Annotated in this window: 16 protein-coding genes and 1 rRNA gene; 8 read left to right on the top strand and 9 right to left on the bottom strand. The window is 72.2% G+C overall.

What is annotated here, in order from left to right; translation table 11 throughout:
• Positions 1-72: 72 nt before the first annotated feature.
• Positions 73-1,598: ribosomal RNA gene (locus RLT58_RS30575) — 16S ribosomal RNA — on the bottom strand.
• A 687-nt stretch (positions 1,599-2,285) separates the two neighbouring features.
• Here RLT58_RS30575 and RLT58_RS30570 point away from each other — a divergent pair.
• Positions 2,286-2,735: a PTS sugar transporter subunit IIA gene (locus RLT58_RS30570; protein ID WP_311313586.1), complete on the top strand. Its 450-nt coding sequence runs from the start codon at positions 2,286-2,288 to the stop codon at positions 2,733-2,735.
• Between the two features lie 76 nt (positions 2,736-2,811).
• Positions 2,812-4,482 (top strand): phosphoenolpyruvate--protein phosphotransferase, encoded by a 1,671-nt coding sequence (ptsP, locus tag RLT58_RS30565; RefSeq protein WP_311313585.1) that lies wholly within the window; start codon positions 2,812-2,814, stop codon positions 4,480-4,482.
• Between the two features lie 68 nt (positions 4,483-4,550).
• Here ptsP and RLT58_RS30560 read toward each other — a convergent pair whose 3' ends face one another.
• Positions 4,551-5,468, bottom strand: coding sequence for a DUF8829 domain-containing protein (locus tag RLT58_RS30560; protein ID WP_311314704.1), 918 nt, complete (start codon positions 5,466-5,468; stop codon positions 4,551-4,553).
• Positions 5,469-5,535: 67 nt separating this feature from the next.
• On the bottom strand, positions 5,536-7,512 hold the full coding sequence (locus RLT58_RS30555; RefSeq protein ID WP_311313584.1) for an acetoacetate--CoA ligase: 1,977 nt from the start codon (positions 7,510-7,512) through the stop codon (positions 5,536-5,538).
• Positions 7,513-7,764: 252 nt separating this feature from the next.
• On the opposite strand from RLT58_RS30555, the gene RLT58_RS30550 reads away from it, so the two are divergent.
• Entirely contained in the window at positions 7,765-10,116 is a 2,352-nt protein-coding gene (locus tag RLT58_RS30550; protein WP_311313583.1) for a glycoside hydrolase family 31 protein, read from the top strand.
• Between the two features lie 18 nt (positions 10,117-10,134).
• On the opposite strand, the gene RLT58_RS30545 is transcribed toward RLT58_RS30550, so the two are convergent.
• Entirely contained in the window at positions 10,135-10,644 is a 510-nt protein-coding gene (locus RLT58_RS30545; protein WP_311313582.1) for an NUDIX domain-containing protein, read from the bottom strand.
• A gap of 122 nt (positions 10,645-10,766) precedes the next feature.
• On the opposite strand from RLT58_RS30545, the gene RLT58_RS30540 reads away from it, so the two are divergent.
• From RLT58_RS30540 to RLT58_RS30525, 4 genes are all read left to right on the top strand, one after another.
• Positions 10,767-11,573: a M15 family metallopeptidase gene (locus RLT58_RS30540; RefSeq protein WP_311313581.1), complete on the top strand. Its 807-nt coding sequence runs from the start codon at positions 10,767-10,769 to the stop codon at positions 11,571-11,573.
• A 123-nt stretch (positions 11,574-11,696) separates the two neighbouring features.
• Positions 11,697-12,044 (top strand): Mpo1-like protein, encoded by a 348-nt coding sequence (locus tag RLT58_RS30535; protein WP_311313580.1) that lies wholly within the window; start codon positions 11,697-11,699, stop codon positions 12,042-12,044.
• Positions 12,045-12,092: 48 nt separating this feature from the next.
• Positions 12,093-12,599, top strand: coding sequence for a Zn-ribbon domain-containing OB-fold protein (locus tag RLT58_RS30530; RefSeq protein ID WP_311313579.1), 507 nt, complete (start codon positions 12,093-12,095; stop codon positions 12,597-12,599).
• Complete coding sequence (locus RLT58_RS30525) at positions 12,596-13,786, top strand: lipid-transfer protein (protein ID WP_311313578.1); 1,191 nt, start codon at positions 12,596-12,598, stop codon at positions 13,784-13,786. The genes RLT58_RS30530 and RLT58_RS30525 overlap by 4 nt, the downstream gene beginning before the upstream one ends.
• A 16-nt stretch (positions 13,787-13,802) precedes the next feature.
• Here the strand turns inward: RLT58_RS30525 and RLT58_RS30520 are convergent, their stop codons facing one another.
• From RLT58_RS30520 to RLT58_RS30505, 4 genes are read right to left on the bottom strand one after another with little or no spacing between them, the layout of a single operon-like run.
• Positions 13,803-14,408 carry a GTP-binding protein gene (locus tag RLT58_RS30520; RefSeq protein WP_311313577.1) on the bottom strand — a complete coding sequence of 202 codons (606 nt, stop codon included), beginning with the start codon at positions 14,406-14,408 and terminating at the stop codon, positions 13,803-13,805.
• Positions 14,389-14,814 (bottom strand): DUF742 domain-containing protein, encoded by a 426-nt coding sequence (locus RLT58_RS30515; protein WP_311313576.1) that lies wholly within the window; start codon positions 14,812-14,814, stop codon positions 14,389-14,391. Before RLT58_RS30515 ends, RLT58_RS30520 begins: the two co-directional genes overlap by 20 nt.
• 9 nt (positions 14,815-14,823) lie before the next feature.
• On the bottom strand, positions 14,824-15,267 hold the full coding sequence (locus RLT58_RS30510; protein ID WP_311313575.1) for a roadblock/LC7 domain-containing protein: 444 nt from the start codon (positions 15,265-15,267) through the stop codon (positions 14,824-14,826).
• Positions 15,264-18,068 (bottom strand): sensor histidine kinase, encoded by a 2,805-nt coding sequence (locus RLT58_RS30505; protein WP_311313574.1) that lies wholly within the window; start codon positions 18,066-18,068, stop codon positions 15,264-15,266. The genes RLT58_RS30510 and RLT58_RS30505 overlap by 4 nt, the downstream gene beginning before the upstream one ends.
• A 403-nt stretch (positions 18,069-18,471) precedes the next feature.
• Between RLT58_RS30505 and RLT58_RS30500 the strand changes: the two genes are divergently transcribed.
• Positions 18,472-18,966: a hypothetical protein gene (locus tag RLT58_RS30500; RefSeq protein WP_399131698.1), complete on the top strand. Its 495-nt coding sequence runs from the start codon at positions 18,472-18,474 to the stop codon at positions 18,964-18,966.
• Positions 18,967-19,000: 34 nt separating this feature from the next.
• Here the strand turns inward: RLT58_RS30500 and RLT58_RS30495 are convergent, their stop codons facing one another.
• A complete protein-coding gene (locus RLT58_RS30495) occupies positions 19,001-23,818 on the bottom strand; it encodes a hypothetical protein (RefSeq protein ID WP_311313573.1) in 4,818 nt (1,605 codons plus the stop codon).
• Positions 23,819-23,888: the final 70 nt, after the last annotated feature.

The raw sequence follows: 23,888 nt of genomic DNA, 5'->3' as shown, positions 1-23,888 counted from the left end.
AGCAACCAGCACCGAACATTCGCCGGTGTACTGGCCTCTGACCAGGCAAGCCCGGTAAGAAGTGCTCCTTAGAAAGGAGGTGATCCAGCCGCACCTTCCGGTACGGCTACCTTGTTACGACTTCGTCCCAATCGCCAGTCCCACCTTCGACAGCTCCCTCCCACAAGGGGTTGGGCCACCGGCTTCGGGTGTTACCGACTTTCGTGACGTGACGGGCGGTGTGTACAAGGCCCGGGAACGTATTCACCGCAGCAATGCTGATCTGCGATTACTAGCAACTCCGACTTCATGGGGTCGAGTTGCAGACCCCAATCCGAACTGAGACCGGCTTTTTGAGATTCGCTCCGCCTCGCGGCATCGCAGCTCATTGTACCGGCCATTGTAGCACGTGTGCAGCCCAAGACATAAGGGGCATGATGACTTGACGTCGTCCCCACCTTCCTCCGAGTTGACCCCGGCAGTCTCCTGTGAGTCCCCATCACCCCGAAGGGCATGCTGGCAACACAGAACAAGGGTTGCGCTCGTTGCGGGACTTAACCCAACATCTCACGACACGAGCTGACGACAGCCATGCACCACCTGTCACCCGACCACAAGGGGGGCCGTATCTCTACGGCTTTCCGGGCGATGTCAAGCCTTGGTAAGGTTCTTCGCGTTGCGTCGAATTAAGCCACATGCTCCGCTGCTTGTGCGGGCCCCCGTCAATTCCTTTGAGTTTTAGCCTTGCGGCCGTACTCCCCAGGCGGGGAACTTAATGCGTTAGCTGCGGCACCGACGACGTGGAATGTCGCCAACACCTAGTTCCCAACGTTTACGGCGTGGACTACCAGGGTATCTAATCCTGTTCGCTCCCCACGCTTTCGCTCCTCAGCGTCAGTAATGGCCCAGAGATCCGCCTTCGCCACCGGTGTTCCTCCTGATATCTGCGCATTTCACCGCTACACCAGGAATTCCGATCTCCCCTACCACACTCTAGCCTGCCCGTATCGACTGCAGACCCGGGGTTAAGCCCCGGGCTTTCACAACCGACGCAACAAGCCGCCTACGAGCTCTTTACGCCCAATAATTCCGGACAACGCTTGCGCCCTACGTATTACCGCGGCTGCTGGCACGTAGTTAGCCGGCGCTTCTTCTGCAGGTACCGTCACTTTCGCTTCTTCCCTGCTGAAAGAGGTTTACAACCCGAAGGCCGTCATCCCTCACGCGGCGTCGCTGCATCAGGCTTTCGCCCATTGTGCAATATTCCCCACTGCTGCCTCCCGTAGGAGTCTGGGCCGTGTCTCAGTCCCAGTGTGGCCGGTCGCCCTCTCAGGCCGGCTACCCGTCGTCGCCTTGGTAGGCCATTACCCCACCAACTAGCTGATAGGCCGCGGGCTCATCCTTCACCGCCGGAGCTTTCAACCTTCCCCCATGAGAGAGAAAGTATTATCCGGTATTAGACCCCGTTTCCAGGGCTTGTCCCAGAGTGAAGGGCAGATTGCCCACGTGTTACTCACCCGTTCGCCACTAATCCACCCCGAAGGGCTTCATCGTTCGACTTGCATGTGTTAAGCACGCCGCCAGCGTTCGTCCTGAGCCAGGATCAAACTCTCCGTGAATGTTTTCCCGTAATCGGGTCGACACCACGAGAGCGGAACAATCAGGCCGGAATAAGACCGATCGTCCACTGTGTCCTCGCTGTGTTCATTGCCTACCAAACCCCGAAAGAGTTTGCCAGGACTTTCAAAGGAACCTCCAACCTGCCGAAGCAGGCCGGGGTATCAACATATCTGGCGTTGACTTTTGGCACGCTGTTGAGTTCTCAAGGAACGGACGCTTCCTTCGTACTCACCCCTGCGGGCTTTCCTCCGGGCGCTTCCCTTCGGTCTTGCGTTTCCGACTCTATCAGACTCTTTCGCGTCCGATTCCCGGCCGAAACGGGATTCTGCATTTGCCTCCGTGGAATTCGCTTTCGCGCTTTTCCCTTTCGGCGAGTCCGACTCTATCAGGCCTTTCCTGTCCCTCTGACCAGCCCCTGCAGACATGCGGGTGCCGATTCCGGGTTAGGGTTTGGGCTTAATAGTCGCCGCCGACCCCCGACTCAATGTCGCGTTGGGGTCAGGCAGGAGTACGACAGTACAGGCTGCTGGGAGTCGAGGCAAATCCTTTCCGGTGCACCCCTAGGTCCTCGAACCGGCAGGACTCCGGCGGAACCGGGACTTCTTATGACTTACCCTGCTGAGCAGTACGCCGTCCCCTACACACGACGGCGGCGCCATCGAAGCTCCACTCTGGGAGGCACCCCCATGACCACTGTGACGTCCCCGCTCGCCGGACGCGCCATCGGGCTCGCTGCGGTACCCGACCCGGTGTTCTCCGGCGCGATGGTGGGCCCCGGCACCGCCATCGACCCCGTGCGCGAGCCGTCCGAGGCCGTGTCGCCGGTCGACGGAATCATCGTCTCCCTGCACCCGCACGCCTTCGTGGTCGTGGACAGCGAGGGCCACGGGGTTCTGACCCACCTCGGCATCGACACCGTCCAGATGAACGGCGAGGGCTTCGAGCTGCTCGTGAACAAGGGTGACACCGTCACCCGCGGGCAGGCCGTCGTGCGCTGGAACCCGGCCGCCGTCGAGGCCGCCGGCAAGTCGCCGGTGTGCCCCGTCGTGGCACTGGAGGCAACGGCCGACTCCCTCTCCGATGTCATCGAAGAAGGCGACGTCAAGGCCGGCGAAGCACTGTTCGGCTGGCAGTAACGCGTTCGGCGCAATGAGAGCCGACGGGATACCCACCGCGGGGGCAGCGGCCACCGCACGACCGGAGACGGGTGAAATGGAGACAACGCTGCGAGGCGTAGGCGTGAGCCACGGTGTGGCGATCGGCGAGGTACGGCACATGGGCACGGCAGTGCTCGAACCGCCGGCCAAGCAGATCCCCGCCGATGAGGCGGAGCGCGAGCAGGGACGGGCCCGGCAGGCCGTGGAGGCGGTGGCCGCCGACCTCATCGCGCGTGGCAACCTGGCCGGGGGCGAGGCCCAGCACGTGCTGGAGGCCCAGGCCATGATGGCCCAGGACCCCGAGCTCATGGCTGATGTCGAGCGGCGCATCGCTGTCGGCAGCACCGCCGAGCGCGGTGTGTACGACGCCTTCGCGTCGTACCGGGCGCTGCTGGCCGGTGCCGGGGAGTACCTCGCGGGCCGCGTCGCCGACCTCGACGACGTCCGCAACCGGATCGTGGCGCGGCTCCTCGGTGTGCCGATGCCGGGCGTGCCGGACAGCGACGAGCCGTACGTGCTGATCGCCCGGGACCTGGCTCCCGCCGACACGGCGCTGCTCGACCCGGCTCTGGTCCTCGGCTTCGTCACCGAGGAGGGCGGGCCGACCAGTCACAGCGCAATCCTGGCGCGGGCGCTCGGTGTCCCCGCCGTGGTGGCGCTTCCCGGTGCCGGTGAGCTGGCCGAGGGCACACTGATCGCGGTGGACGGCAGCACCGGCGAGATCTTCGTGAACCCGAGCGACGAGAAGCGGGCGGAGATGGAGAGTGCCGCCGCCGCGCGCAAGGCCGCGCTGTCCGCCTCGACCGGCCCCGGTGCGACGTCCGACGGCCACAAGGTGCCGTTGCTCGCCAACATCGGTGGCCCCGGTGACGTGCCGGCCGCCGTCGAGGCGGGCGCGGAGGGCGTCGGGCTGTTCCGTACCGAGTTCCTCTTCCTGGACGACAGCAAGCAGGCGCCGTCCGAGGAGAAGCAGATCGCCGCGTACCGCGCGGTGCTGGAGGCCTTCCCCGAGGGCCGTGTCGTGGTGCGGGTGCTGGACGCCGGTGCGGACAAGCCGCTCGACTTCCTGACGCCGGCGGACGAGCCCAACCCGGCACTCGGTGTGCGCGGGCTGCGCAGCCTCCTGGACCACCCGGACGTGCTGAGCACCCAGCTGACCGCGCTGTCGAAGGCGGCCGAGGGCCTCCCCGTCTATCTCGAGGTCATGGCGCCCATGGTGGCCGACCGCTCGGACGCCAAGGCATTCGCCGACGCGTGCCGGGCTGCCGGGCTGCAGGCGAAGTTCGGTGCGATGGTCGAGATCCCGTCCGCCGCGCTGCGGGCGCGTTCGGTGCTGCAGGAGGTGGAGTTCCTGTCGCTGGGCACCAACGACCTGGCGCAGTACACCTTCGCCGCCGACCGTCAGGTGGGTGCGGTCTCCCGGCTCCAGGACCCGTGGCAGCCGGCGCTGCTGGATCTGGTCGCGCTGTCGGCCGATGCCGCCAAGGCCGAGGGCAAGAGCTGTGGTGTCTGTGGTGAGGCCGCCTCCGATCCGCTGCTCGCCTGTGTCCTGACCGGTCTCGGTGTCACGTCGCTGTCGATGGGCGCCGCGTCCATCCCCTATGTGCGCGCCACGCTGGCGAAGTACACGCTCGCCCAGTGCGAGCGGGCCGCGTCGGCCGCGCGTGCGGCCGACTCCGCCGAGGAGGCGCGCGTCGCCGCGCAGGCGGTGCTGTCGGGCGAGTAGGCCCGGCCTCGGGGCGACCGAGGTGTGAGGGGGCTTCCCGCCGTCGGCGGGGAGCCCCCTTCGGCGTGTCAGCAGTGCGTCTCGGGGGCGTCCGCGCCGATGTCGAACCCGGCGCAGTACTCCACGCCGGACTCCGGGGCGACGGGGTCGCCCGTGTCCGCGTCGGTGCAGTAGGCGCTGAAGACCTCGCCCTCGGTGAGCGGGAGGAGGCTGCCGGCGGCGAGCCGCCAGCCGTGCACCCGGTCCGGGACGCCGGGGGCGCTCGTGCGCAGCACGACTCCCCCGTGCCGTTCGAGAGCGATGCCGAGGGCCAGCACCGTCACGAACTCGGCGCCCTCCGACGAGTCGAGACGGGCGGGTCCTGTGCTGTCGCGGTCCGTGTGCAGCGCGGCGAGCAGCTGTTCGTTCTCCAGCGGCGTGCTGCACACCAGGTGGTGGGTGCCGGGGCCCGCCGCGTCCAGGGTGCGCAGCAGGAGGTGGGAGGCCCGGTCGAAGGCCGCCCGGCCGATGTCCTGTCCGCAGTCGGCGCAGTCGCCGAGGTCGGCCAGGAGCATCGTGGCGTACTCCCAGGTGGCCCGGCGGATGGCCCTGCCGACGAGGACCGGGATCAGCTCGTCGAGGGGCTGGCCCGTGTAGGCGACGGTGGCTCCGCAGGCCGCGACCTCCGCGGTGAAGCGGCTGCGGCTGGCCGGGGCGTCCGGGGCGAGGCCGGATCGGGCGCAGAATTCCGCGTACTCCTCCGGGTCGAAGAGGGCGACCGTGGTGTGCATGCCCTGCGCGGTCAGGGACTTGAGGAGGCCCTCCACCTGTTCCAGGTAGACGGAGTGGTCGTCGAAGGTGAAGGTGCGGTAGCGGCGCATCGCCGCGAAGTCCTGTTCATCGGTCAGCAGGCCGATGGTGCTCGGGGCTTCGCGGCGCAGCGTGCGTCGCATCGTGAGGCCGGCCCGTCCGTGGACGGTGGTCCGCTTGTTCCTGGTCTGCGCCATGACTTCCCCCAGTGCGCTGTCGATCATTGCTCACTCAGAGTAATCAAGGGCACTGACAGTGGCGGGGTCAGCGGCGTCGGCGGGCCAGTTCCTCGTAGAAGTGGAGGAGTTCGAGGTTGTCGATGGAGCCGGGGTTCACGGCCTTGGCCAGGGCTGTTCCCTGGAGCAGTCGTTTGACCGGGACCTCGATGCGCTTGCCGGTGAGGGTGTGCGGGATGCCGGGGACCTCGATGACCTCGTCGGGGACATGACGGGGTGAGAGGTTCTCGCGGATGGTGCGCTTGATGCTGTCGCGGAGCGCGTCGTCGAGCGTGGCGCCCTCGGCGAGGTGGACGAACAGCGGCATCCAGTAGCCGCCGTCGGGCTCCTCCAGGCCGATGACGAGGGACTCGCGGATCTCGGGGAGCCGCTCGACGGCCTCGTAGATGTCGGCGGAGCCCATCCGGACGCCCTGCCGGTTGAGGGTGGAGTCGGAGCGGCCGTGGATGATCACGGAGCCTCGGTCGGTGATCGTGATCCAGTCGCCGTGGCGCCAGACGCCCGGGTACATGTCGAAGTAGCTGTCGCGGTAGCGGCTGCCGTCGGGGTCGTTCCAGAAGCGGATCGGCATGGACGGCATCGGCGCGGTGACCACGAGCTCGCCGACTTCGCCGGTCAGGGGCTCGCCCGCCGGGTCCCAGGACTGGAGGTCGGTGCCGAGGCAGGCTGCCTGGAGCTCGCCGATGTGGACCGGGAGGGTGGGGACGGCGCCGGCGAAGCAGCTGCAGACGTCGGTGCCGCCGCTGACGGAGGCGATCCACAGGTCGTCGGCGACCTCGTCGTGGAGCCAGCGGAAGCCGTCGGGCGGGAACGGGGAGCCGGTGGTGGCCACGCACTGGACGCGGGAGAGGTCGAAGTCGCGTCCCGGGTGGATGCCTGCCTTGCGGCAGGCCATGACATAGGCGGCGGAGGTGCCGAACAGGGTGGCTCCGGTCTGTTCGGCGACGCGCCACTGGGCGCTGACGTCGGGGTAGCCGGGGCTGCCGTCGTACAGGACGAGTGTGGTGCCGGTGAGGAGGCCGGAGACGAGGAAGTTCCACATCATCCAGCCGGTGGAGGTGTACCAGAAGAAGCGGTCCTCGGGGCCGAGGTCGCAGTGGAGGCCGATCTGCTTGAAGTGTTCGAGCAGGATGCCGCCCTGGGACTGGACGATGGCCTTGGGCAGGCCGGTCGTGCCGGAGGAGTAGAGGACCCACAGCGGGTGGTCGAAGGGGACCTGCTCGAAGACCGGCTCGGTGTCGGCGGCGGTGAGGGCCGACCAGTCGAGGGCCCCTTCGGGGGCGTCCGTGCCCAGCAGCGGGATGTGGACGACCGCGCGCAGGGTGGGCAGTTCGCGGCGCAGCTCGGCGACGGTCTCCGTACGGTCGTGTTCCTTGCCGCCGTAGCGGTAGCCGTCGACGGTGAACAGGACGACGGGTTCGACCTGCTGGAAGCGGTCGAGGACGCTGCGGGCGCCGAAGTCGGGGGCGCAGGAGGTCCAGACGCCGCCGACGGCCGCGGTGGCGAGGAAGGCTGTGATGGCCTGCGGGATGTTCGGGAGGTAGCCGCTGACCCGGTCGCCGGGGGTGACGCCGAGCGCGCGGAGTTCGGCGGCGAGGGAGCCGACCTGGCGGCGGAGCTCGGACCAGGAGGTGGCGGCCTGGGTGTGGGTCTCGTCGACGTGGAGCAGGGCGGGGGCGTCGGCCCGCAGGGGGTCCTCGGCGGTGCGCAGCGCGTGTTCGGCGTAGTTGAGGGTGGCGCCGGGGAACCACTGGGCGCCGGGCATGGAGCGGTCGCCGATGACGGTCTCGTACGGGGTGGAGAAGCGGACGTCGAACCATTCGGCGACGGCCTGCCAGAAGGTGTCGAGCCGCTCGACGGACCAGCGGTGCAGGCTCGCGTAGCCCCCCTCGGCCGGTGCTCCGTGGTGCTCGGCCGCCCAGCTCTGGAAGCGGGTGACGGCCGCGGTCGCGATGCGGTCCGGGCCGGGCTGCCACAGGGGGGCTTCGTCGGCTGCTGAGGTCATGGGGCGGCTCCCTGGCTGTACGGGTACGCGGTGTGTGCGTAGGTCGCGCGCACGGGCTGGGGTGTGCGCGTGAGGCGGCTTCACGGACGATGCCATGTGATCGTCTTTCGCACCAGGGCTGCCCGCCCATGGCCGCGTGTCCCGGTATGTGGCCGGGCCACGTGGAGCGTGGCGGGGACGGTGTCCGGCCACACGGTGAACGGAAGTTGAACGGAACCTGTTCGCGGCCCGGCGGATGGCAGGGTGTGCCGCATGGACGGTCGTGACCTGGTGCGCTCGGTGAAACTCGTCGGTTCGAGGCAGGGGCTGCGCACGGTGCGTTCGGCGTGGCGCCGCTCGCGTGCGGACGCCCGGGCGCTGCCCGCGCGCGGTGCCGAGCGGGCGCGGGTGCCGGGTGTCGTGACGGGGGCCGAGCCGGGGCCGGGGGGCGGGGTGGTGAGGTTCGCCCGTTCGGAGCTGCGCATCCGTGTGGCGGCGGGCGGGGCCGTGTTCTGGGGGTGGGACGGGGCCGATCCGCTGCCCTCGTACGCGCTCGCGGACGGCGGGCCGGACCCGGATCCGCGGGCCGTGCTGGAGCCGGACAAGGACGGCGGCTGGCAGGTGGTGTCGGAGCGGCTGACGGTCGTGGTGTCCCGGCACGGGGCGGTGGAGCTGCGGACGCCGGGCGGGGTGGTGCTCCGCCGGGAGCTGCCGCCTCGGTGGTGGGAACCGGTGGGCGGCGGGCCGGCCCGCTGGGTGCAGCGGTCCGAGGTGCCGGCGGACGCGCGCTTCTTCGGACTGGGCGCACGGGCGGCGGGGCCCCGGCTCAGGGACGGGGTGTACGGGTTGTGGAACACCGATCCGGGCGGGCGGTTCGGGCCGGGCGACGATCCGCTGTACCTCACGATGCCGGTGCAGCTGGTGGTCTCGGACGCGGGGACGCATCTGGCGTTCCACGACAACTCCTGGGCGGGCAGCGTGACGCTGCGCGAGGGCGAGGAGGGGGCGGGCTCCGGACATGACCGGCCGGGGATGTCCGAGGTGCGCACGGACGGCGGGCCGCTGCGCTGCTGGGTGGTGGCGGGTACGCCGGCGCGGGTGCTCCAGGGCTGGTCGGCGCTGACGGGCGCGGCCGCGGTGCCGCCGTCCTGGGCGCTGGGCCCGCAGCACGCGCGCTGGGGTTTCGGGAGCGAGCGCGAGGTGCGGCGGGTCGTGGCCGGGTACCGGGAGCGGGATCTGCCGCTGTCGGTGCTGCATCTGGACATCGACCACTACGACGCGCACCGGGTGTTCACGGTGGACCAGGAGCGGTTCCCCGATCTGCCGGGGCTGGCGAAGGAGTTGCGCGAGGACGGGGTGCGGCTGGTGTCGATCGTGGACCCGGCGGTGCCTTCGGAGCCGGGGAACGCGGTGTTCGACTCCGGTGCGGCGGTGGGCGCTTCGGGCGCGTTCGTGCGGGACGCCCGGGGGCGGACCGTGCGCGGGGAGGTGTGGCCGGGTGCCTGTGTCTATCCGGACTTCACCGATCCCCGGGTGCGGGCGTGGTGGGGCGGGCTGTACGCGGAGCGGCTGGCGCAGGGGTTCTCCGGTGTGTGGCACGACATGAACGAGCCGGTGTCCTTCGCCGCGTTCGGCGACCCGTCGCTCCCCCGGTCGGCGCGGCACTCGCTGGAGGGGCGCGGCGGTGATCACCGCGAGGCCCACAATGTGTACGGCCTGGCCATGGCGCGTGCCGGGTACGAGGGGCTGACCCGGCTGCGGCCGGACGAGCGGCCGTTCCTGTTCTCGCGCTCCGGCTGGGCGGGGATGCAGCGGTACGGGGGCACCTGGTCAGGCGATGTGGCGACCGGCTGGCCCGGCCTCCGGGCCTCGCTGGCGCTGGTGCTGGGTCTGGGGCTGTGCGGGGTGCCGTATTCGGGGCCGGATGTGGGCGGCTTCGACGGCTCGCCGTCGCCGGAGCTGTATCTGCGGTGGTTCCAGCTCGGGGCGTATCTCCCGCTGTTCCGTACGCATGCCGCGATCGACGCGGGCCGCCGGGAGCCGTGGGAGTTCGGGCCGCTGGTGCTGGACGCGGCGCGGGAGGCGCTGCGGGAGCGGGAGCGGCTGCGCCCGTACTGGGTGACGCTGGCACACCTCGCCCGGCTGTCGGGTGCGCCGTATGTGCGCCCCCTGTGGTGGTCGGCTCCCGGCGACCGGGCGCTGCGGGAGTGCGAGGACGCGTTTCTGCTGGGGGACGCGCTGCTGGTGGCGCCGGTGCTGGAGCCGGGCGTGGCCGAGCGGGTGGTGCGGCTGCCTCCGGGGCGCTGGTACGACACGGCGAGCGGTGCGGTGTACGAGGGGCCGGGTCAGGTGGTCGTGGAGGCACCGTTGTCGCGGGTGCCGGTGCTGGCGCGGGCCGGATCGGTCCTGCCGGTGCGGGGTGCGGACGGCGCTGTGGAACTGGAGGTGTGGGCTCCGGCCGAGGGGCGCGGGGGTGGCGGCTCGGTGGTGCGGGACGCGGGTGACGGCTGGGAGCCGGTGGTGGTCGAGCGGTACACGACGCGGCTGGCCGGCGGCCGGGTCGTGGTGGAGCGGGACGGCGAGGAGCGGCTGGTGGATCTGCCCGTCCGGGTGCGCGGGGTGTGAGCGGGGTCCGTCGCCGGCTCAGCGGTAGCGGCCGGCGAACCAGGAGTGGACGGCCTCGGTGTGGAGGGGGAAGGCGAGCGGGGCGGGGGCGCGCAGGATCGCGTACCCGGAGGTCTCGTCGGTCGGTACGGACGGCGGGAGGGTGTCCGCGGGGCGCTCGGGGAGCAGCCCGAACAGGAGCAGATGTCCGGCCGGGTCGCTGAGGGCGTCGGCGAGCCGGACGTCGTCCTGCCGGGCCTCGATGCCGGTCTCCTCGCGCAGTTCGCGTACGACCGCGTGCTTCCAGTCCTCGGCGTGGTCGATGAAGCCGCCGGGGAGGGCGGTGCCGCCGAGGGCGGGTTCGATGGTGCGGGTGATGACGACGAGGCCGCCACCGTCCGGGCCGGTGACGGGCAGCAGGGCGACGGCGACCGGCAGCGGGTTGCGGTAGGCGGTGTCACCGCAGGCGGCGCAGGTGCGGGGCCAGGTGTCCGGGGCCGGGAGCGCGGTGTAGGGGGCGCCGCAGCTGCCGCAGTACGCGTTTCTCACGGGTTTCTCCGGGTTCTTAGGGAACGCTTCGTGTGGGCACCGCGCGCGGAGACGGTGGCGGACACGCGCGGACTGTATCCGATCGTCCTTCCGGAGCGGCCCGGTTCATGGACGATGTGCTCATGACAGGTATCGCTTCCGCTTTCCGTGCCCTGGCGGCCGCTGCCGCCGCCCTGCTCACCGTGACCGGCACCGCTCCGGCGGCGCAGGCGAGGCCCGAGCCGAAGGCCCCGGAGGAGTTCGTCGCGCTGCGTGCGGTCGACCCCACGATCATCCAGGAGATGCGCTACCCCACCGTCCACGACTTCATGGGCGAACCGGTGGACGGTTACCGCGACTCCCTCTGCATCCTGACCCGGCCGGCCGCCGAGGCCCTGCACCGCGCCCAGGTCCGGCTGCTGCGGCGGGGCTACTCGCTGAAGGTGTACGACTGTTACCGGCCCCAGCGGGCGGTCGACCACTTCGTGCGGTGGGCGAAGGACCTCGACGACGACACCATGAAGGGCGAGTTCTATCCCCGGGTCGACAAGACCCGGCTGTTCGCGGACGGTTACATCGCGGAGAAGTCCGGCCACAGCCGGGGCAGCACGGTGGACCTGACGCTCGTGCGGCTGCCCGCCCTGCCGACCAGGCCGTACCACCCCGGTGACGAGCTGGTGCCGTGCTACGCGCCCAAGGGCGAGCGCTTCCCGGACAACTCCGTGGACATGGGGACCGGCTTCGACTGCTTCGACACGCTCTCGCACACCGACGACCCGCGGATCCAGGGCGTGCAGCGCGCCAACCGCCAGTTCCTGAAATCGACGCTCACGGAGCTCGGATTCGTCAATCTGGCCGAGGAATGGTGGCACTACACCTTCAAGCCCGAGCTGTTCCCGGACACCTACTTCGACTTCCCGGTGGCCCGCAGGTCCGTCGCCGGACACTGAGGCGCGGCCCGGGAAGGGGAAACGGGTGGCTGGGACCACCCCCGTGGGTCCCGGCCACCCGTTCTTCTTCTCGGACGCGCACCGCCCGTATCCGGTTGCCGTTCCAGCCATTACGGTGCCCGTATGTCACAGCAGACGTTCGATTCGTACGAAGAATTCTGGCCCTATTACGTCGCGATGCACTCCAGGGCCGCGACCCGCTGGGTGCATCTGACCGGCACCCTGACGGGTCTCGCGGTCACCGCCTACGGACTGGCCCGCGGCCGCAAGCGGTACGCCGCCGCACTGCCGCTGATCGGCTACGGAACCGCCTGGCCGGCGCACTTCCTCATCGAGAAGAACAACCCCGCCACCTTCGGCCACCCCGCCTGGTCGCTGCGCGGTGACGTGCAGATGATCCGGATGATGCTGGCCGGCCGCGACCGTGAGCTCGCGGAGACCGCCGCCAAGTGGCTCGCCGACAACAGCTGACCGTGGCACACTTCTGACGTTCCGTCAGATCCAGTGCCGGGAGGGGCTTTGCCGCGCAAGCGCATACCTGTGGTGGCCGGGTGGTTCACCGAGAACGGTTCCGGGGACGACTTCCGCCTGCTGGGCACCCGCTGTTCGCTCTGCTCGTCGGTCTTCTTCCCCCGCGAGGAGAGCTTCTGCCGCAATCCCAGCTGCACGGGCGGCGAGCTGGCCGAGGTCCCGCTCTCCCGGCGCGGCACGGTCTGGTCGTACACCGACGGCCGCTACCGGCCGCCTCACCCCTACCCCTCGGACCCCGACGTGCCCTGGGAGCCGTACACGCTGGTGGCCGTGGAGCTGGCCGCCGAGCGGATGGTGGTGCTCGGGCAGGCCGCGCCCGGGGTCGGGGTCGCTGATCTGGCGGTCGGCATGACCGTCGAGGTCGTGCCGGGTGAGCTGGGTTCCGGCTGCGCAGACGACGACGGGGCGGACGACGGCGGGGCGGACGACGGCGGGGCTACGGCGACCTGGCACTGGCGGCCCGTCGCCGCCGACGACGTGGACGGTGCCGCATGAGCCGGGACGTGGCCGTCCTCGGGGCCGGGATGCACCCCTGGGGCAAGTGGGGGCGCAGCTTCGTGGAGTACGGCACGGTGGCGGCCCGCCACGCGCTCGTGGACGCCGGGATCGACTGGCGGGACGTGGGGTCCGTGGTGGGCGCGGACACCGTGCGCGGCGGCTATCCGGGGTACGTGGCCGGGGCGACGTTCGCGCGGGCGCTGGGCTGGCAGGGGGCCAGGGTCACCAGCGTGTACGCGGCGTGCGCCTCGGGCGCGCAGGCGGTCAGCACCGCAAGGGCGCAGATCCTGGCCGGTCTGGCGGACGTGGTGCTCGTGGTGGGGGCGGACGCGGCGCCCAAAGGGTTCTTCGCACCGGCGGGCGGGGACCGGCCCGACGATCCGGACTGGCTGCGCTTCCGGGTGCTCGGGGCGACCAACCCCGCCTACTTCGGCCTCTACGCCAGGCGCCGGATGGCGGTCCACGGGGACACACCGGAGGACTTCGCGCGGGTCAAGGTGAAGAACGCGGCGGCCGGCGCGCTGAACCCGAACGCCCGCTACCGGGCGCCGGTGAGCGCCGAAGAGGTCGCGGCGTCCGCCGTGGTCGCCGATCCGCTGCGGCTGCTGGACATCTGCGCCACCTCCGACGGCGGTGCGGCGCTGGTGCTGTCCAGCATGGAGTTCGCCCGGCGGCACGGGGCCGTGGACCCGGTCCGTATCCGGGCCGTGTCGACCGTGACGCCCACCTATCCGAAGGCCGTGCTCGATCTGCCCGACATCGCCACCGATTCGGCGGTCGCCGTGGAGCCCCCGGCCCTGACCTTCCGTGCCTCGATCGCACGGGCGGCGTACGAGGAGGCGGGGATCGGTCCCGGGGAGCTGTCCCTGGCCGAGGTGTACGACCTGTCCACCGCGCTGGAGCTGGAGTGGTACGAGGACATCGGGCTGTGCGGTCCCGGCGAGGGCGCGGCGCTGCTGCGCAGCGGGGCTACGGCGCTCGGCGGGCGCGTTCCGGTGAACCCCAGCGGCGGCCTCGCGTCGTTCGGTGAGGCCGTACCGGCGCAGGCCATCGCCCAGATCTGCGAGCTGACCTGGCAGCTGCGGGGCACGGCCGGGGACCGGCAGGTGCCGGGCGCGCGGGCCGGGATCACGGCCAACCAGGGCCTGTTCGGCCATGGTTCGGCGGTGGTGGCGGTCCGCTGACGCCCGGGTACCCCCTCTAGGTGGTGACGGGTTCGCGGAGGCGGTCCGCCCGGGCCAGCGCGTGTTCGACCACGGCGACCAGGACATCCTTGGCGGACTGCCGGTCCCGGGCGTCACACATCAGGAGCGGCACCTCCGGATCCAGGTCCAGAGCCGCCCGCACCGTCTCGGTGGGGAACCGGTCGGCGCCCTCGAAGCAGTTGACGGCGACGGCGAACGGGATCTCACGCCGTTCGAAGTAGTCGACGGCCGCGAAGCAGTCCTCCAGACGGCGGGTGTCCGCGAGGACGACCGCCCCCAGCGCGCCCTGGGCGAGTTCGTCCCAGAGGAACCAGAAACGGTCCTGTCCCGGGGTGCCGAAGAGATACAGCACCAAGTCCTCGCGGAGCGTGATCCGGCCGAAGTCCATGGCCACCGTGGTCGTGGTCTTCGCCTCGACACCCTCCAGGTCGTCCACCGGACGCCCCGCCTCGGTCAGCCTCTCCTCCGTACGCAGCGGTCTGATCTCGCTGACCGCCCCCACCAGGGTCGTCTTGCCCACTCCGAAGCCGCCCGCCACCAGGATCTTGAGGGTAACGGGCTCGACGGGCCGCCTGCTGCGGCTAGAGCGCCCGAAGGCCATTGATCACCTCGCGAAGAATGTTCACGTCCGGCAGCTCGGCCGGCGGAACGGGACGGGTCACATGCACCAGCTCGTCCTCGACGAGATCGCCGACCAGGACTCGCACCACTCCCACGGGGAGGTCGAGACCGGAGGCGAGCTCGGCGATCGACTGGGGCAGTTCACTGCACAGTTCGACGATCTCCACATGTTCCGGGGAGAGCGTCTGGTCCCGGCCGGGATCGTCGGCCGCGGGTTCCGGGACGACGATCGCGATCAGGTCGAGCCGGTGACGGGACGCACTGCTGGTGCGCCCTCTGGTCATGGCGTACGGGCGGACCACCGGCCCCGCGTCGGCGTCGTACCAGCGCGAGGACTGCGGCCCGTGGGGCGCGTCGTCGGGGCCGAGGGAGGAATCGGCTCTCATGCCGTCCCCTCACCCCCCGGAGGGCAGACCGGTCGTCCGGGGAGCGTTGGCCAGGTGAGCGCCGACCCTCTTGACCATCAGCGTCATCTCGTACGCCACCTGCCCGACGTCCGAGTCGGAGTCGGCGAGTACGGCGAGACAGCTGCCGTCGCCGGCCGCCGTGACGAAGAGGAACGCCTCGTCCAGCTCGACGACGGTCTGGCGGACGCGGCCCGCGTCGAAGTGGCGGCCCACGCCCTTGGCCAGGCTGTGGAACCCGGACGCGACGGCCGCCAGGTGTTCGGAGTCCTCCCGCGTGAGGTCCTTGGACGCGCCGGTGGGCAGACCGTCGCTGGAGAGCACCAGGGCCTTTCGGATGCTGGCGACGCGGGCGACGAGTTCGTCGAGGAGCCAGTTGAGTTCGCCGGACCCCTGGGGTGCGGAGTTGAGTGCTGCGGCGTTCGGTGCGGTCATGGACCGTCCCCTCCCGGAGTGGTTCCTTGTGCTGTGTCACCGGGGCCGGTCGTGTCCTCGGCGTTCTGCAGACGGCCGCGCTGCCAGCCGCGCTGGAGCGAGGCCATGCGGCTGCGTACCTCGTCCGCGTCGCGCTCGATGTCCTCGGCGCTCTCCACCGCTTCCGGCTCGGCCGGCCTGCCGGCCGTCGTCTCGCGCAGTTGCGGGGCGAGGCTGGCCTGCCGGACCCGGCGGGGCAGTCCGCCCACCGTTTCCGGGACGGGGGACGGGGTACGGGCCGCAGGCACCGCGGGTGCGGCCGACGGGGACCCGGTGGGTTTCCGGAAGCCGGTGGGCTGCCGGGGTTCGGTGGGGCGGCGCCGGTCCTGCGTCCGGCCGGTGCCGGGGAGCGGATCGGCGGCCGTGGGGTGGGCCCGGCCGGCCTCGTCGACGCGGCGGCCGCGGTCGGTGACCAGGGTCGGCGGCTTGCGGCGGGGCAGCGGGCGGTTGCCGTCGGGGCGCAGGGCCCGGACGCCGCCGGAGTCGGCGAGCGGGTCGGCGGCCTGCTGGTGCTGTTCGCGGTCGCCGTCGCGGCGCAGTTCGCGGGCGCGGAAGATGCCGCCGCGCTCGCTCTCGGTGTCCTCCAGGTCGGACACCCCGTCGAGCACGGCGCTCAGCTCCGGGCCCGTCACCGCTTCGAGGACCGGATCGCGGTCGAAGTCCAGCGGGCCGACCGGTCCTTCGAGCTCCACCGGGCCGTCCAGGAGGACCGGGTCCACCAGGCCGGTGGGCACCGGCGAGAGGCCGCTCGGCCGGCCCGGGACGCTGTCGTCGCCGTCGCCGCCCCCGGAGTCGGTGCCGGGCCTGCCGCCGGTGATCGCCTTCTCGGACCTGCGGTCGAGCCGGAATCCGGTGCCGTGCGACTCGGGAGCGTCGGTGAGCAGCGGTGCGGGGATGAACACGACCGCGGTGGTGCCGCCGTACGGGGAGGTCTGGAGGGACACCCTGACGCTCTGCCGCTGGGCCAGCCGGCTGACCACGAAGAGGCCGAGCCGGTCGGTGTCGGACAGCTCGAACTCGGGTGTCTCGGCGAGCCGCAGGTTGGCGTCGAGGAGGACGTCGGGGGCCATCCCGAGGCCCCGGTCGTGGATCTCGAGCGTGAAGCCGTTGGCGACCCGCTCGCCGTGCACCTGGACCGCCGTGTGCGGGGGCGAGAACACCGTGGCGTTCTCCAGGAGTTCGGCGATCAGATGGGTGAGGTCGGCGACGGCGGGGCCGCCCACCCCGATCCTGGGCAGCCGGCGGACCTCGATGCGCTCGTAGTCCTCGACCTCGGCGACGGCGGCCCGCACGACGTCCATCAGCTGGATGGGCTTGCGCCACTGCCGGGACGGGGCGGCGCCGGAAAGGATCACCAGGCCCTCGGCGTGGCGCCGCATGCGGGTGGTGAGGTGGTCGAGGCGGAACAGGTCCGCGAGTTCGTCGGTGTTCTCGGTGCGCCGCTCCATCGCGTCCAGGAGCGTCAGCTGGCGGTGCAGGAGCACCTGGTTGCGGCGGGCGAGGTTGACGAACACCTCGGAGACGCCGCGCCGCATGTCGGCCTGTTTGACGGCGGCCTCGACGGCGGCGCGCTGGAGCGTGTTGAGGGCCTGGCCGACCTGGCCGATCTCGTCGCGTTCGTACTGGAGGTGCGGCGACTCGGTCTCCACGTCGACGTGTTCCCCGGCCGCGAGCCGGCGCATGACGCTCGGCAGCCGTACCCCGGAGACCTCGTGGGCGTCCTTGCGGAGCCGGGAGAGGTCGCGGACGAGTTCGCGGCCGATGCGTACGGAGACGAAGACGGAGACGAGGAGGGCGAGGAAGCCGAGGACGCCGGCGAGGCCCGCCTTGATCAGGATTCCGTAGCCGGCGGGCCTGCCGCGGTCCTGGAAGCGGTTGTTCATCTCGGTCGAGTCGTTGGCCAGCCGGTCCAGGGCGGGCGGGGCGACCTCCTGCCAGCGCTGGGCGTCGACCGCGCGGGACGCGTGGGTGGGGCCCTGGGCGATGAGCTTCTCCTCGGCGGAGCGCAGCGGCTCGCTGTCGGGGCCCTGCCAGTACTGCTGGACGCGGCGCCGCTCGGACGCGGGGAGGACTTCGAGATTGATCTCGTACAGCAGAGTGCGCTGGGCGATCAGATCGGATATCTGCCGGAGTTCGGGGGCGGTGAGGCGGCCCGCGAGCAGTCCGGATGCGACCAGCGCGTCTTCCCGGGAGAGCATTTCGCGGGCCCGGGAGATACCGGTGAGGGCGCGGATCTGCTTGTCCATCGACACGTTCTCCATGGTGTGGAGACCGGTCAGGAAGCTGTAGCAGGGGTCGATCAGACGGTTGTAGTAGTCCATCGCCTTCAGCCGGCCGATGGTCCGTTTGTCGACGGAGTCGCGCAGGGTCCCGAGCCCCTCGGCGGCGCCCAGGATCGAGGTGAGCCGGGTCTCGGCGGCCGGGCCCAGTGCGTCGCGGATGTCCTTCTGCTTCGCGCTCCTGCTGACCTGGGCCACGACCCGGTCGGTGGCGGCGCGCTGGCGGCGCAGGACGGGCAGGGCGTCGGAGGCGCGGGGGTCCGCGAGGAAGACGAGGGTCTGGCGGCGCTCGCTCTGGATGACCCGGACGGCGTCCTCCAGGGGGTGGCCGACCTTTTCCACGACGGTGCCGGCGCTCAGCAGTTCACCTGCCTCGCGCCCGGTGAGATAAGTGGCGAAGCCCCATAGGGCGGTGAGGGAGACGAGCGGCACCAGAAGCAACGCCACGATCTTCCTGCGGATGGACTTTCCGCGAAAGCGCATGGCCTCCCCCAGCTCGGCCCCGCGGGGCGGGAATGGTGTTTCGTCAACAAACGGCGTGAGCCTACTACTGACACAGAGACAACTCGAAGGCATGTCCGGACGATTTTCGGCCGCCTTACCGGGAGTTGACCATGAGTTGTCCCGGTATTCCGGGAGATGAAATTCACGAAAGCGACAGAAGAGGTCCTCCGGAGCGGCGAGTTCCGCGTCACTGCGGTTGGCTGGAAGTGTTCGTTACGTGACAGGTGGGGGGGAATCTTCACAGTCCGGTACTCGTCTGTCTGTACGGGGGTAGGGGGACTGCGGGGACAGACCCGGCAGGACGGGACGGGCGGCCCGCGTAGAAAGGGTGTATGCCGGGCAGCAACCCTGAAGTCGGACAGTGGTGGGGAGTTGAAAGTCGTTGGACACGGAAGAGCGCCAGGGCGCGGTGGATTCGGCACCGGCCGGGGCGGCGAGGGACCCGAGGGCCTCGGCGGCCGGGCCGCAGGGCCGGGCGGCCGTTCACCGGCAGCCGCTCTGGGTCGAGGAGCCCGCGCTGCGGCGGCGGATGCCGGATCCGGTGCGTACGGCCGCCGTGCGCGCGGTCCTGATCATGTCGCTGACGATCATCCAGGCCATGGTGGCGTTCCTGGCCGCGCTGTCGGGGTCCTGGCTGTCGTTCCCGATGGTGCTGAGCAGCGTGGCCAGCACGGTGGTCGCGACCTGGTCGGTGCTGGACGTGTGGGTCACCCGCCAGGTGTGGAACCAGCGCAACGGCGTGGTGTCGGTGCCCAGCAGTTCCGCCCGGCAGCTGCGCCGCGAGCGGCGCAGGGCGAGGCGCGCGGCCCGGACCGCGCAGCGGGAGGCCACGCGGATACGCGGCCGGGGCGCCGACCGCCGCCTCTCCCGGGCCTGACGCCTCCCGTCCCGGGGGCTGACGCCTTCCGCCGCTACGGGGACGCCGGGGCGCCCCGGCCGGCGGCTTCGGCCGTGTCGTCCGCCTCGGGCGGCCTCGGCGCCGGAGCGCTCCGCTTGAACATGCGTGTGGCGGTGATCTCTCCGTGCACCGTCTCGGCGCCGGGGTCCTGCTGCGGCAGCCCGGGGCGCAGGTGCTCCTCGACGCTGATGTACTTCAGCCCGGCCCGCAGGTCCGCGTCGTTGCGCAACCTGATCACCAGCGGGAATTCCGCGAGCGCCGTCGTGTCGAACAGCCCGGTGGTGTACAGCAGCTGGACGCCCAGGGCGTCGGACACCGCCCGCTGGAGCTCCAGCAGATAGGTGGCGTTGGCGCGGCCGATGGGGTTGTCGAGGAAGAGCGTGCCCGCATGGCGGTGCTGGTGCCGGTCGCGGCCCCGGTCGTTGCTGCGCAGGGCGGCCATCGTGCAGTAGAGGGCGATGGCCGCGGTGAGCAGCTGCCCGCCGGAGAAGACGTCGCCCATCTGTCCGACGGGGACGCGCTCGGCGCGCAGGACCGCGTCCGGCTTGAGGATCTCCACGGCGATGCCCCGGGGCTCCAGCGCCGCCTGCACGCCGCGCAGCAGCAGGGACATCCCGTCCCGGCGCAGGTCCGCGTTCTTCTTCAGGGCCGCCCGGGTCGCCTCGTCGATGACCTCGCCGAGCCGCTCGGTCAGCGTGGCCTGGTCGGGTTCCTCGAAGCGGATCCGCAGGAATTCCTGCCCGGACCACTCCCCCAGCCCTTCGGGGAGCCGGGACAGCCGCTGGGCGGAGCGCAGCGTGGTGAGCGCGGACTCCACGAGGCCGCGCAGCCGGTCGACGATGGAGTCGCGGTTGCGCTCCAGCTGGGCCAGCTCGTCGGTGAGGACCCGCAGCCGGGGCGCGAAGGCGGCGGCCCACTTCTCCGCGTGCTCGGGGAGCGCCGCCGCGGGCAGCTCGCGGATCTGCTGGCGGGCGGGGGTGCGGACCTGTTCGTAGCGGGTGGAGTTGGCGTGGCGTACGAGGATGTCGCTCGCCTCGCGGACCGCCGCCTCCGCGGCGGACAGGTCGGCGGCGCAGCCGCGCAGGGAGCGGCGGGCCTCGGCGGCCGACTGCCGGGCCTCCTCCAGCGTGCCCGGGTAGGGCTCGGGGGTCTCGGGCTCGTCCTCGGCGCCGTGGTCCCTCAGCAGGTCGCTCAGCAGGGCCGCGGTCTCGTCGAAGCCGCCCGCCGAGTCCTCCGCGGTGCGGTGGGCGTGGAGCAGTTCGGCGTGCGCGGCGCGGGCGGTGTCCAGCGCGGCGGTCGCGGAGGCCAGCTCGGCCGTCGCGGTCCGCAGGAGCGCCTGGGCCTGTTCGGCGTCGGCGGGCACCTGCTCCTCGGGAAGCTCGGTGTGCAGGCTCTCGCCGTCGCCGGGCGCCAGCCGCTCGGCCTCGCCGCGCAGCCGGCCCAGCTGCTCGCTGGCGGCCGACGCACGGGTCTCCAGGAGCTGCACCAGGGACTCCGCGCGGGCCGCCGCCGCCTGCCGGGAGGGCCCGTCGGCGCCGTCGGTGCCCTCCAGGAGCTGGGCGGCGCGGGTGCGGACCTTGTTGGTGAGCCGGTCCAGCTCGGCCAGGGCCGCGCTCTCGTCGCTCTCCGCGCGGGCCTGTTCAGCGCGCAGGTCGGCGCCGACCCCGACCTTCTCGTAGAGCTGGGACGCCGCCCGGTAGGCCTCGCGCAGGGCGGGCAGGGCGTGGCGCGGGGCGTCCTCGCCGAGGTCCGGGACGGTCTCGGGGGCGCCGGCGATCTCGGCGCGCTCGGCGCGCAGGGCGCGGGCGGTGCGGCGGGCGTCGTCGGCGGCGCGCTGGGCGGCCCGGCGGTCCTCGTCGGCGGCCCGGGCCCGCTCCAGACAGACGGTGGCGCGGGCCTCGGACTCCGCGGCCTCGTCCGTCAGTTCGCGCAGCTTCGCCTGCCAGCCCGCCCGTTCGCGGAGCCGGAAGGCGAGACCGGCGAGCGCGTCGGCGGCCCGGCGGGCACGCTGGGCGGCCTCCTGGCGTTCGTCGCGGACGCGGGCGGTGTCGGCGGCAGCCTCGTCGGCCTCGGCCCGGACCGTGCGGGCCTCGGCGAGAGCGGCCTCGGCCGTCTCGGCGGCCGTACGGGCGGTGCGGGCGGCCTCGGCGAGTTCGGCGAGCATGCCGGGCGGGCAGTCCGCGCGCCAGGAGCCGATCCGGGCGGCGAGCGAACGGTCCGCGGTCAGCCGGGCGGCCAGGGTGCGGATGTCCTCGTCGCGGGCGGCGGCCCGGCTGCGCAGGGCGTGCCGCTCCTCGTCGGCGGCGTGCTCGTCGTGCATCGCCGGGTTCGGCGGGACGAGGAACACCCCGTCGGCGCCCGCCGAGGTGCCCGGGTCCGGGACGGGGGCGAGCAGGGCTGCGGCGGTGCCGACGGCCACGGCGGAGCGGGGCAGCAGGGCGGCGGCACCGAGCACCTCGCGGGCCCGGGCGTGGGCGTCCGGGTCGGTGATGACCACGCCGTCGACCAGCTCGGGGCGGGCCGTGAGGACGGCCGCGTGGTCGGCGGGGTCGACGGCCTGGGCGAGGTAGCGCCAGCCGGGCAGGGCGGGGATGCCGTGCTCGCCGAGGTATTCGACGGTGGCCAGGACGTCGGGCCCCGGCGGCAGCAGCCCGCCGTCGCCGAGCGCGCCCAGGATGCGGGAGTCGTCGGCCGCAGCGGTGCGCAGCTCGAACAGGCGCCGCTCGGCGGCCACGACACCCTGATCGAGCAGCTCGCGCAGCTCGTCGGCGTTCCGGTCGAACTCGTCTGCGGTGAGGGGCTGTTCGGCGGTCCGGGACGAGGTGGCGGTAGCGGTCCTGGCGCCGTGCGCGGCGGGTTCGGCCCCGTCGGCGGCGGCCGGGCCCGCGTCCGGCCCCTCCTCGTGTCCGCGCTGGTCGTCGGTGCCCGGCTCCGCTCCGGGGGCGACCGCGCCCTGCCGGGGGCGGGGGACTGCGCCGGTCCGGTCGGCGGGCAGGCCGAGCAGGTCGGCGAGGCGGTGCTCGGCGGCGATCGACTCGGCGGCCCTGAGCTCGGCCTCGTAGGCCTGTTCGGCGGCACGGGCGCCGTCGGCGGCACGGGCCGCCGCCAGCTCGGCCCGGCTCTCGGTGGCGGCGGCCTGCCGGGCGCGGTCGGCGGCGGCTGTGGCGGCCTCGCGGGCGGTGTCCCAGGCGGCCACCGCGGACTGTTCGGCGTCGTTGGCGGCGAGGGCGGCACGGGCGGGGTCCGCGTTGGGCGCGGTGTCGTCCAGCCAGCCGGCCCGGACGGCTTCGGCGGTCTCCTGCTCCACCTCGGCCAGCCGCTGGCGCAGATGGCCGGCCTCGCTGCGGGCGCGCTGGGCCTCGGTCGCCGCGGTGGTGGCGTCCCGGTGGGCGGCCTCGCCCGCGCTCTGGAGGGCGTCGGAGCGCTCCTCCTCCTCGTTGGCCACGCTCTCGCCGGCTTCGGCGGCGGTGTGCAGGGCCCGTACGAGGTCGGCGGCGGCGGTCGCGCGGGCGGCGAGGGCCGGGGCGGCGTCGCGCTCGGCCTCGCGGATCGCGACGGCGACGCGCGCGGACCGGTCGGCGGCGGCGCGGTGGCGGAGCACCGCCTCGGCGGCCTGCCAGGCGGCGTGCAGGGTGCGGGCGTCGCCCAGCTCCCGGCGCTGGGCGGCCGCGCTCTTCTCGGCTGCGGTCAGGGCCAGGGAGGCGTGCCGGTAGGCGAGTTCGGCGGCGATCAGGGCGCTGCGGCTGCGGGCCGCCTCGGCGCCGGTGACCGTGTGGGCGGCGCCGGTGACCTGCTGGGCCAGCTCGGCGGTCCGGCCGCGCTCCTCACCGGCGCGGGCGGAGAGCCTGCGGGCCAGCGTGCGGGTGCGCCGTTCGGCTCCGGCGTGGATGTCACGGGTACGGGACCGGGTGGTGGCGGCCTCGATGATGCGGCCGAGGAGGTCGACGGAGCCCGCGGTGAAGTCGCGCTCGGCGGTGAGCTCGGCGCGGCGGCCCAGTTTGTTGCCGAAGCCGCTGACGAGGTCGGCGAGGCCGTCGGTGTCACGGGTGTCGGTGACGGCACGCAGCAGGAGGTCGGTGAAGTCGGAGTCCTTCTTCACCGCGAAGAGGCCGGCCGCCTCGCCCTCGTCCGCGTTCATCTCCCGCTGGTAGCGGAAGAGTTCGGGGTCGAGTCCCAGGTCGCCGAGGTGCTCGTTCCACCGGTCGTGGATCTCTTCCCAGTGCACGTCGAGGTGCTGGTAGAACTTCCCCGCCTCGGTGAGCGCGTCGCGGAAGCCCTTCATGGTGCGGCGCCTGCCGCGGGCCCCCGAGACGCCTTCGGTGGTGCGGCCGACGGAGGTGGCCTCGGCGACGGGCAGCGAGTCCAGGCTGAGCCCCGGCCCGGGGCGGAACGAGTACCACGCCTCGGCGAATTTGCGGGGGTCGTTGGAGACCTGGCGGCCGCGCCACTCGCTGACCTTGCCGACGACCACGCACTCGCCGGTGAGGGTGTGCTGCCACTCCAGCGCGACATGGCCGCAGTCCTCGGCGAGCAGGAACTTGCGCAGGACGCCGGAGCTGGCGCCGCCCAGGGTGTTGCGGTGGCCCGGCAGCATCACCGAGAAGATCAGCTTCAGCAGGACGGACTTGCCACCCCCGTTCTCCAGGAAGAGCACGCCTGCGGGGGCGGGCCGGCGGGGCGGGCCGACCGGCTCCTCCTCGAAGAACTCCGCCTGCGCCGGTGCGGGGTGGGGCACGGGCTCGCCGACCCCGCGCAGGTCGAGCACGGTGTCGGCGTAGCGCGCACCGGCAGGCCCGATGGAGTAGAGGCGGACCCGGGACAGCTCGTACATGGCGGCGGACTCTCGTCGTTCAGGCGGCGGGGGGAGGGAAGGCGTCGGTGGTGGCGGGGCGGCACGCGCC

Source organism: Streptomyces sp. ITFR-16 (genome assembly GCF_031844705.1).
Taxonomy (GTDB): domain Bacteria; phylum Actinomycetota; class Actinomycetes; order Streptomycetales; family Streptomycetaceae; genus Streptomyces.
Note: the sequence above shows the minus strand (reverse complement) of the source record. Positions and strands in the feature narration are given on the sequence as shown.